11 protein-coding genes are annotated in these 9,955 nt (G+C 35.4%); 4 read left to right on the top strand and 7 right to left on the bottom strand.

Annotated elements, in window-relative coordinates; translation table 11 throughout:
• Nucleotides 1-123 precede the first annotated feature (123 nt).
• Nucleotides 124-615 (top strand): fumarate hydratase C-terminal domain-containing protein, encoded by a 492-nt coding sequence (locus tag ACKI2W_RS05905; RefSeq protein ID WP_407380183.1) that lies wholly within the window; start codon nucleotides 124-126, stop codon nucleotides 613-615.
• Between the two features lie 57 nt (nucleotides 616-672).
• Here ACKI2W_RS05905 and ACKI2W_RS05910 read toward each other — a convergent pair whose 3' ends face one another.
• Together ACKI2W_RS05910 and ACKI2W_RS05915 are read right to left on the bottom strand one after the other, a co-directional pair.
• Complete coding sequence (locus tag ACKI2W_RS05910; RefSeq protein ID WP_407380185.1) at nucleotides 673-1,410, bottom strand: peptidylprolyl isomerase; 738 nt, start codon at nucleotides 1,408-1,410, stop codon at nucleotides 673-675.
• Between the two features lie 192 nt (nucleotides 1,411-1,602).
• On the bottom strand, nucleotides 1,603-3,072 hold the full coding sequence (locus ACKI2W_RS05915) for a hypothetical protein (protein ID WP_407380187.1): 1,470 nt from the start codon (nucleotides 3,070-3,072) through the stop codon (nucleotides 1,603-1,605).
• A gap of 159 nt (nucleotides 3,073-3,231) precedes the next feature.
• On the opposite strand from ACKI2W_RS05915, the gene ACKI2W_RS05920 reads away from it, so the two are divergent.
• Nucleotides 3,232-4,326, top strand: a complete 1,095-nt coding sequence (locus ACKI2W_RS05920; RefSeq protein ID WP_407380189.1) for a DUF763 domain-containing protein — start codon at nucleotides 3,232-3,234, stop codon at nucleotides 4,324-4,326.
• Here ACKI2W_RS05920 and ACKI2W_RS05925 read toward each other — a convergent pair.
• The 4 genes from ACKI2W_RS05925 to ACKI2W_RS05940 are packed head-to-tail and all read right to left on the bottom strand — an operon-like array spanning nucleotide 4,323 to nucleotide 7,394.
• Nucleotides 4,323-4,862 carry a tRNA (cytidine(56)-2'-O)-methyltransferase gene (locus ACKI2W_RS05925; protein ID WP_407380191.1) on the bottom strand — a complete coding sequence of 180 codons (540 nt, stop codon included), beginning with the start codon at nucleotides 4,860-4,862 and terminating at the stop codon, nucleotides 4,323-4,325. The two genes, ACKI2W_RS05920 and ACKI2W_RS05925, sit on opposite strands and share 4 nt — an antisense overlap.
• Nucleotides 4,863-4,874: 12 nt before the next feature.
• Nucleotides 4,875-5,657 carry an adenosylcobinamide-GDP ribazoletransferase gene (gene cobS, locus ACKI2W_RS05930; protein ID WP_407380193.1) on the bottom strand — a complete coding sequence of 261 codons (783 nt, stop codon included), beginning with the start codon at nucleotides 5,655-5,657 and terminating at the stop codon, nucleotides 4,875-4,877.
• A 2-nt stretch (nucleotides 5,658-5,659) separates the two neighbouring features.
• Nucleotides 5,660-6,703, bottom strand: a complete 1,044-nt coding sequence (locus ACKI2W_RS05935) for a phosphatidylglycerophosphatase (protein WP_407380195.1) — start codon at nucleotides 6,701-6,703, stop codon at nucleotides 5,660-5,662.
• A gap of 4 nt (nucleotides 6,704-6,707) precedes the next feature.
• Nucleotides 6,708-7,394 (bottom strand): hypothetical protein, encoded by a 687-nt coding sequence (locus tag ACKI2W_RS05940; RefSeq protein WP_407380197.1) that lies wholly within the window; start codon nucleotides 7,392-7,394, stop codon nucleotides 6,708-6,710.
• Between the two features lie 78 nt (nucleotides 7,395-7,472).
• Between ACKI2W_RS05940 and larC the strand changes: the two genes are divergently transcribed.
• Both larC and queC read left to right on the top strand, forming a co-directional pair.
• Nucleotides 7,473-8,642 carry a nickel pincer cofactor biosynthesis protein LarC gene (gene larC / locus ACKI2W_RS05945; RefSeq protein WP_407380199.1) on the top strand — a complete coding sequence of 390 codons (1,170 nt, stop codon included), beginning with the start codon at nucleotides 7,473-7,475 and terminating at the stop codon, nucleotides 8,640-8,642.
• Nucleotides 8,639-9,316, top strand: coding sequence for a 7-cyano-7-deazaguanine synthase QueC (gene queC / locus ACKI2W_RS05950; RefSeq protein ID WP_407380201.1), 678 nt, complete (start codon nucleotides 8,639-8,641; stop codon nucleotides 9,314-9,316). Before larC ends, queC begins: the two co-directional genes overlap by 4 nt.
• Here the strand turns inward: queC and ACKI2W_RS05955 are convergent.
• The coding region (locus ACKI2W_RS05955) for a vWA domain-containing protein (RefSeq protein WP_407380203.1) at nucleotides 9,313-9,955 on the bottom strand (643 nt) is incomplete at its 5' end. The genes queC and ACKI2W_RS05955 overlap by 4 nt on opposite strands.

The raw sequence follows: 9,955 nt of genomic DNA on the forward strand, positions 1-9,955 counted from the left end.
ACAAATCATTAAATTATAATGTGTAATATATTTGTTTTCAAACCTTTAAATAATTATTGAAATCAAAAGTTTTTTTGAAAAAAATGAGAAAATTAAAATAAATTAAAGGCAATAAAAGAAAATATGAAAAAAATAACTACACCCGTAAGCGATGAAGAAATTCTATCTCTTGATGTGGGCGATCAGATTTCCATTTCCGGCGAGATGTTTACTGGCCGTGATGCCGCACTTCCACAGCTTGTCGAGCGGATAAAGCAGAACAAACTTGATTTTGATTTGAATGGTGCTGCCATAATGCATACTGCCGTAAGCGATGCAGGAATAGCTCCGACAACAAGCAACAAGGAGGAAATTGAATCAACAATCCCCTTTTTAAGTGAAAACGGTGTGAAAATCCATATCGGCAAGGGAATGCTCCATGACGACACTATTGAATCTTTAAATGAAAACAACTCAATTTTTGTAATAACACCACCCGTTGCGGCATTGCTGACAAGCAAGGTCACTGAAAAGGAATGTGTTCTTTTTGAAAGTGAAGGAATGGAAGCCTTTTACAGGTTAAAAGTAGAAAATATTCCTGGAATCGTTGCAGTAAGTAAAGGTAAAAGTATTTAGTATTAAAAAAAAGTAAAAAAGTTATTGAAAATAACTTAAAAATTAATTAAAAGAAGATTATTCTTCATCTTCTTCTTCGTCAGCAGTTTCTTCTCTTTTTTCGAAAGCATCTACAAAGTTAACTTTGCTAACTTCTTCAATGTTTTCCCAGATGTCTTTAGCTATTCTGAATCTAGCAAAAGTGATGTCCATGTAGGATTGCTGATCAAATTTAGCCATTTCATCCAATTGGATGCTTACAACGCCATCTTCAATTGAGATTTCGGTTTTTTCCAAATCGACATTAGGGTTAGCGTAATGTAACTCAATCATACTTTTGATTTTTTCTTCATTGTCTTCGATGATTTCAGTTACTTCAACATCATAGATTAAGTCTTTTCCTGCTAATGGGTGGTTGAAATCAACTTTAACTCTTCCGCCGTTTACGGTTAAGATTCTACCTTCTCCACCTTCAGCTGAAATTCTCATACCAGGATATGGGGTCATACCTTGTTTTTTGAATTCTTTCATTGGGATTAATTGTATAGCTTTAGGGTCACGTGGACCGAATGCATTATCACTTTCAACTTCAACAGTTTTACGTTCGCCTGCTTCAAGACCAACAATTTCTTCTTCAATAGCAGGTAATAAGTGGTTTCCTCCAACTACAATAGGAATTGGTTTGTAAGTTTTGTTTTCATCAAAAATTTCAGCTTCTAAAGCTATTTCATCATAAGTAGTATCAAATACTTCGTCATTTTCTTTTATTTTACCAGTAAAATTTACACGAACAAAATCGCCATCTTTAATTGCCATAATAATAACGCTCCTATAATAAATTAATAAACATTATAACATTAATAAATATATTATATACTACTTAATAAAGTTTCGTTTTTTAATTACACATCTTCACAAAAATAGATTTTTTGATTTTTTTGAATGCAAATTTAACCGCCAGAATGTTAAATAAGCATAATAACTAAGGGAGTTATAAAAAATTCTCGTTTACTTGGATGAATTAACTTTAAAAATCTCCGTAGGGATATTATTAAAAGGATCAGGTTCTAATTTAGAGATAGGCTCAAGATTATAAAATTGTGAAAGAGCATTTAATAACGAACCATCCGAACCTCTTAGTCTTGTACTTCCAGAATCCCTATAAAAAACCCACACAGTATGATTATTGGCAAAAGCTTCATCAATAATCTGCATGGAATTGACATCAGAGTCATAATAATTATAATTATCACATTGTGGACAGTACCATCTTTCAAAAGTAAGCTGCGTATGTAAATTATCATGAATTATAACATCCCCTTCTTCAAAAGTAATGTTGCCCAAGATTTCCATATCCCTGGAAGCAATATCAGATGAGTTTATATAATATATTGTATTAATACAGCTCGCACATAATAAAATAACTAAACAGAATGCAAATATTTTCTTATTTTCATAATTTTTAGCCAATAAAATAGAAAATCCTAACCAAAAGATACCTAAAATTGGAAATACATATCTTTCATTAAATAGAGGCATGATAAAAATAGAAATCAATAATCCGAAAACTATGGTAAAGATTAAAATTGACAAAGCACAAATTGCCAAGAAATCTATTTTTTCTTTATTAGTATCTTTTATAAAGCAATAAATCAAAATAACTAATGAACATACTAATAGGATACCAATTATCATGGAAGAAAATGTATTTGAAGAAAAAACATACCAGAAAGTCCTCAATAATTGTTCACCATATAACGGTTGAATCCAATAGTTATCATGATATTTATTTATTTGAGTTAGAATAATGTAAATCCAAGGAATATAGGCCAAAAATGATACAATACCTGAAAGAATTAAATATTTAATCTGTTGACGATTATTTAAAATAAAATAGATTAATAACATTAGATAAATAATCAAACATCCAATCACCGCATAATAATGAGTATAAAATGATAAAATCACAAATACCGTTAATAAAATCCAATTTTTAAATGAAGATGCTTTAGTTAAATCAAAGGCTATTAAATATGTTACCGTGACAAAAAACATTGCAAAAGAATACATTCGTATTGTTAAAGTATAATACATGAAATTAGGCATGCTCACAATACAAATGGCGTAGATTCCACATACCAACCATCCAAAATCTTTTCTAATTTTTGTAAAATCTATGAGCAATAATAAAGCCATTGGTAAAATAGAAAGAATTTGGCCAGATATTATGGGATCGAATCCGAAAATATCAAAAACACCTAAAAATAATTTTAGAATCAGATAATACAATGGCGGATGAACATCAATCGCAGTTAAATGGATAGTTTCAAGGAAATTAGTATTTGTAATCATTAATGAAAATGCCTCATCAACATTTAATCCAAAATTGATTTTTGAAATTGATATTAAAAACAGTATTAATGAAAGAAAAAACAATATTTTGCCAACATATTCTTTGTTTATTTCCTTAAAAATCATGACATCCCCAAACAGTACTAACTATATTCCTATATATTAATGTGTTTTTTATATATATTAGTGTATTTATTGTGTTTTATATCTAACTATTTAACTACAAAAATTAGTGTTCAGATGCTCTCACCAGATTTATAAATTAAATTCAATAAAATATAAATTATGCAAAGACGAGGAGCAGTCAATTTACCCTTACATGGAGGGCATCCCCCAAGATGGCTATTTTCAAGGATGGTTGAGTTATCAGGAGCGCTCACATCCGTAATAATTGAAGAGTATAGTCTGAACGAATTTATTCGCAGAATATCAAATCCATACTGGTTTCAGGCATTTTCCTGCGTTTTAGGATTTGACTGGCATTCCTCAGGAACCACAACCACCACACTGGGTGCTCTTAAGGAATCATTATCTCCCGAAGAACATGGAATTTACCTGAGCGGAGGAAAAGGGGCAAAATCCCGTAAAACTCCCGACGGAATTGCACATGCTGGAGACATATTTAATCTGAACACGAAAACTACAGACAAACTGATTGAAACAAGCAAGTTATCCGCAAAAATTGACAATTCCTGCATTCAGGACGGATACACATTATATCAGCATAACTTTTTCGTCACTGAAAAAGGTGATTGGGCAGTTATACAGCAGGGAATGAACACCGACAACAAATATGCCCGCCGTTATCACTGGATGGGTGAAGAGGTTGACGATCTGCTTTTGGATCCCCATAGCGGAATATCCTGCGATAAGAAAACTCCGAAAACATTGAATATGACTGATGAAAAAAGCAAAGAGGCACAAAAAATAAGTGTTGATTTAATCAATGATAATCCTGACCATTTAAGACAGTATTTCAAAAGGAAAGACAATCAGATGCTTTTGGAAGACTTTACGATGCCTTCCCATCATCCTGTGCTTGACATGGACATTTCAGATAAGGAATTTGAAGTTTTAAAAAATGCCTGGGAAATCCAGCCGGAAAACTATGAGGAACTGATTCTGCTTCGAGGAATTGGCCCCAAAAAAATCAGAGCGCTTGCATTAATATCCGATCTGGTCTATGGTGAGCCTGCAAGCTGGAAAGACCCTGTTAAATACAGCTTTACACACGGAGGAAAGGACGGTTTTCCATACCCTGTTGATAAAGAGGTTTATGACCATTCTATTCAAACTATAAAAGATGCCCTTGACCAGGCAAAAATAAAAAAAGATGAAAAACTGAAAGCCATTAAAAGATTGGACGATTTCATATCCTAACAGTTTTCATCATGAATATTTACGTTTTTACCGTGTGCTGTCGGTATGACTTCCAATACGGGATTTTCAAATTCCAAATCGAATTCCTTACCATCCATCAGCAAGTGCTGGAATACGGCCAGAGATGAGACTTCTGAGTGGGGCTGAGTAGTGACGGACACGTTCCAATCCGCAGCCTTATAAACTCTTCCAGGAACTTTGGAACCTCCTACAATAATTAATATATCACTGCCGTCTTTTCTTATCTCCGGAGCCACTTCATGAGCCTGTGAGCCGTACATTGTCAGGTGAACGACTTTGCCGCCGTTCTTTTTCCAGTTATTAATTACTCCCATATAGGAGCCAGTGTGTTCGATTTCAAAGCTGCCCCCAAATCTTTTGACAGTGTCTCTTACATTGTCCATTAGTTTATTGTCCTCTTCTCCCGCAAGATAGATTTTGCTTGCTCCGAATGCGCGGGCGGTTAAACATACGTGAGTAGTGATACGGGTATCTCTTTTTAATCTATGATCCAATCTTAAAACATTAACATTCATTTTATCACCAAATTATAAAAAATATAAAGCTACTGACATGAAAAGCAATGCCATCAACCTTCCAAATTCATTGCTCATGCCCAATACGTCGCCATTTGCAACGCCAAAGTTTCTTTTTGCAATGACTGATATTAAAAATCCTGAAACGACAGCTCCCAGAAGACCTATCAATCCTATGACTCCACCCAATAAAAATGCTATAATAGCTACAATGACTGTAGACAGCGCATAATTAAAGGAATTTGTTGAAACTATAAAATAACTTCCAATTCCTGGAGTTAACGGCTTGGAGGTCAGTGCAGTTGTTAAAAGTGAACTTTTAGCCACCATTTCACAAATAACTATTCCAATCAAAAAGTTATAATCCAAAACATTGTTAATTCCGGCAATTGTAAGGGATGCGACCAGAAACAGCGTTGCTATTCCACCGGCCCCAACTGATGAGTCCTTGACAACACTTATTTTCTTTTCAGGATTCCCATGGACCATGACTCCATCAGCCATGTCCATTACGCCGTCAAGATGATTATAACCTGTTATTAACATCAGAAATGCATAAATTAATACTGATGTGAAAAATACGTTTAAATGGAGGAACTGCCCACATATAAAACCGCAAGCTGCCGCAAGAGCACCGACAATCAAATGTAAAAACGGCCAGCACCAGGTCATGCGTGTCATATATTCAATTGACGTGAATACGTTAATGGGAAGTATTGTTGAAAAAGTCAATAACCCCAAAAGAGATTTGATGGGTGAAAATCCCTCTTCAGTGAAATAATCATCATTTTCCATTTTTATTCCTCAAGAATTTTTGACATGCAGCCCGCAATCAGTCCTGCAAAAATACTGTCCAGCACAGGCGGCAGATATGCCAATACTCCAGGTTTGGCCGCATAGTAACGTTTGAAATTGAATGCTGCATTGGTTCCCGCAATCTGATTAGAAACAGCCAATCCCAGCATTTCATCGGAATAAAGATTGAGTGAATCATCATTAATGTCAATTTCGCGAATCCTGTTTTCATTGAAGTCCTGTTCTGTTCTGATTGCTGCCATCAGAAGAGTAATCACATTTATGTCCGCCAGAGACTTTAATAGCTGGTCTTCCATTTTCTGGCTTAACTCGTCAGTTGCTTCACCATCAAGCAATTCAAAACCGGCGTCTATCAAATCACCTATCAGAATTCCTTCAGACACAAGATAATCCAGCACTCCAAATGTCAAGCCAATTTTTTTGAATGACTCATCGATTGAAGTTTCTATTGCATCACCGATACCCAATTCAAATATATTGATTTTATCGAATTTAGGGTCTTTTTCGTCTGGAACATTGCATAAAACAGCTAAAAAGTCGTTTGTATTTAAAATATTGCTGATATGGATAGGTAAGTTCAGACTTGCCAGATATTTTGCTTTGGCTTTGGATACTTTTTTAAAGAGTTTCAACAGGTCTTTTTTGGTGAGTACCTTGTCAATGTAGATGACATGACTTATATCTATTTTCGCTTCCCCAAAACCTTTTGGTGAGTTTGCAACCTGCAATTTATCAGTGAACTCTTCCACATCCACATCATTTGTCACGAATGTATATAACGTTACATCTCCAAAGGAATCCTTGAAAAAGTTAATGGAATCCACTTCATGGGCAATATACAACCTCTCTTCCTGATTATTTGATTCTTTGGCCAGATTTTCAAAATCATCCTTTGCTATAATGATATTAACATTATCGACAATGTCTATTCCATGACTTACCGTAAAGTCACTCATAGCCATGAATTTCTTCGGATTGTTAATAAAAACCCCATAATCTTTTTCAATAATATTTACTCTTTTCATTTGCTCACCTCAAATCTGCAATGCATGATATTTCGCCAGATTCATCTTCATATACGATAATTTTAACAGTATCACCTGCATTAATTCCAAAATCCTGATTAGGCTGATTAAGCAATTCCGTCACGATATGATCCCTTTTAAGTTCCTTGCCTCTGACCCACATTCCTTCAGGATTCAATCCTTCCTTAAAGAAATATGCCAGAAAGTCATCCGGAAAGTCTTCATTTCTACAGGAATCAATTTCTGAAAATGCCCTAAGTGTTTCCACTTCAGCATCCCCCCTATAGCTTTCAGTGCGGTCAATTGCATAGTTTACATAATACTCCAAATCGAAATCGTTGTTTATCAGCAAATCCTTAAGATAGAATATCTCTTTATCGTTCAAAGTACCTTTTCTTATTATTTGAAAATTATCGAAATTCGGACGTTCATAAAAGGTAACTGTATTGCCTTCAATCAGTCCGTTTGCAACCATAAGAAATGACAAACCCTGAGTATAGTCAAGATAAGGAAAAAGCAGCATCGCATTAACCTCATTTTCAATTGGAATGTTGCTGAATTCCTCTTCTATATTATCCAAATCTATTGAATCAATGTTGAATAACCTTTCCTGGTATTCAGCATCCTTTTTGGATTTGACAATAATCATCTTATACAAAAGGTTTCTAAAAGTTGCTTCTTTCAATAACACAATATCACCAATACTATTAATACTATTTAAACAAAATTATTATTAAATGTTAAGAATATTTTTTAAGGAGTTTTTATAATGGCAATTATTATAGATCCACAGGGAAGTGGAATATCTGGAAACATGATTATTGGTGCACTTGTCGATTTGGGTGCCGATTGCGATAAACTGAAAGAAGTGATGGAATATTGCGCCAGTACTGTCGGAAAAGTTGATGTGAATTTTGAAAAAACTAATAAAAATGGTATTGATTCTATATATTGTCATGTGAAAATGCTTGATAAAAAAGACCACATTCATTATAATGAACTGGTCGATAAAATAAACGGCCTTGATTTGGATGAAGATATTAAAAAAACATCCCTAAATATATTTAAAAGAATGGCTGTTGCCGAGTCAAAAGTTCACGGCAAGACTCTGGAAGAGATACACTTCCATGAGGTCGGCGCAAGCGATGCAGTTGCCGATGTCATTGGATCTGTGTGGGCATACTACTCCTTAAATCTGAATGAAGAAAAAGTCATAGGCCTTCCGATAGCCGTAGGAGGTGGACAGGTTAAAACTGCCCATGGAATCCTGCCGGTGCCAGTGCCTGCCGTTCTGGAAATATTGAAAGGACTTAATTTTGTTGGAGGACCTGTGGCAAGCGAGCTTGCAACTCCAACGGGCTGTGCAATATATGCAGAGCTTTGTGATGAAATCAAGGAGTTCATTCCGCAGGCAAAAGCGGACAAAGTAGCCTACGGTGCCGGAAGTAAAGATTTCGACCATCCGAACGTTTTAAGAATTATCCAAACGGCTGATGTTAATGAAAGCGATACAATAGATGTCATCGAAACCAATATCGACCATTTGACGGGCGAAGAGATTGGCTACCTATTTGACATACTGCTTGATGCCGGAGCCTCAGACGTATCAGTTACCCCAATAATAATGAAGAAAAATCGTCAGGGAAGCCTTTTGAAAGTCATTTCCGGAAAAAGCAAACGTGACGAATTAGTTAATTTGATTTTTAAGCATACTGGCAGTTTAGGCATTAGAATCGCCCCGAATTTACATAGAGGAATAGCTAAAAGGGAATTTGTCAAAAAGACCGTTGACATTAAAGGCGATGAGTATGAAGTCACTTTCAAAATAGGCTATGTCAATGGAGAAGTGATTTCTGAAAGGCCGGAATACGAAGACCTGAAAAAAATAGCCGATGACAAAAATCTGAGCTTAAGAGAAGTGAAGGAGCTGATCAAATGAAAAAGGCAATAGCAGTATTGTCCGGGGGGCTTGACTGTACAGTTGCAGCAAGCGTCTACGCCAAAGATTATGAAATTCATGCAATAACATTTAACTACGGACAGAAAGCATTTACCCAGGAATTAAATGCTTCACGCAGAATCTGTGAAAAGATGGGCTTTCACCACCACGTGATTGAATTGGATTGGCTGGCTGAAATCAGCACGTCCAGCCTGAATACTGATGAGGACATTCCGGAAGTCGGCTACGATGATTTAGATGATGAAGAAAAATCATTGCAAAGTGCAAGCAGCGTTTGGGTTCCTGCCAGAAATACTGTTTTTACGTCCATTGCAGCTTCCTATGCGGAAAGCATTGGTGCTGAGATAATAATTGTTGGCTGGAACTGTGAGGAAGGGGCTACTTTTCCAGACAATTCCAAAGAATATTTAAATGAATTTAATGAATTGATTAAAGTCGGATCTCCTGAAAATATTAAAATTGAAGCACCAGCCATTGATTTAAATAAAGAGGAAATTGTTGAGTTAGGTCTTGAAGTTGGTGCTCCAATGGAGTTAAGTTACTCCTGTTATAAAGGAGAATACAAACACTGGGGTGTTTGCGAAAGCTGTATGAGGCGGAAACGAGCATTTGAAAATTTAGGCCTAAAAGATGAAAGTGAATATGAAATTTAATCATATTCTTCCAAATCCTTTTTCCAATTAACCTCATCCAAATCACAATCAGCCCTCATGCAATTAGAAACATTATCAATAGAACGGTATAATCTTTCAACACCACGGGCAGATTTTTCATAATTGGCTACGCGTGACCTTCTAATTCCGATACTTGCCGCCTCCCCATAGGAATCAATGTCTGCACCTATGAATATGAATTCCCAATTGTGGCTGCTTATCATGCTTTTAATCTGAGATTTTGAAAATTCAACAGAAGCATTTTCCATACCGTCAGTCATTATGACAAACAAGACTTTGTTGTCGATTTCCTTATCAAGAGTGACAATAGTCTTTCCGATTGCATCCAAAAGAGCGGTCATTCCCCTAACATAATATTGGTCGGAAGTGAGTTTTTTAACTTCATCAATTGGCTGTCTTTTGTATAATAATTCATATTTGTCATCGAATAGGATTGTTGTAACATTAGTGTTGAACCCTTTTTTTCTTTCCTTTTCAATAAAAGAATTGAATCCTCCAATTGTGTCCTGTTCTGATCCGTGCATTGAACCGCTTCTGTCTATCAAAAAGACCAAATCTAAATCCTGGCTTTGAGCTACATCTTTCATTTTTTCACGTCCTGCAAAATTTTTATAATTA

Origin of the sequence: Methanobrevibacter sp. (assembly GCF_045603845.1) — an archaeon.
Taxonomy (GTDB): domain Archaea; phylum Methanobacteriota; class Methanobacteria; order Methanobacteriales; family Methanobacteriaceae; genus Methanocatella.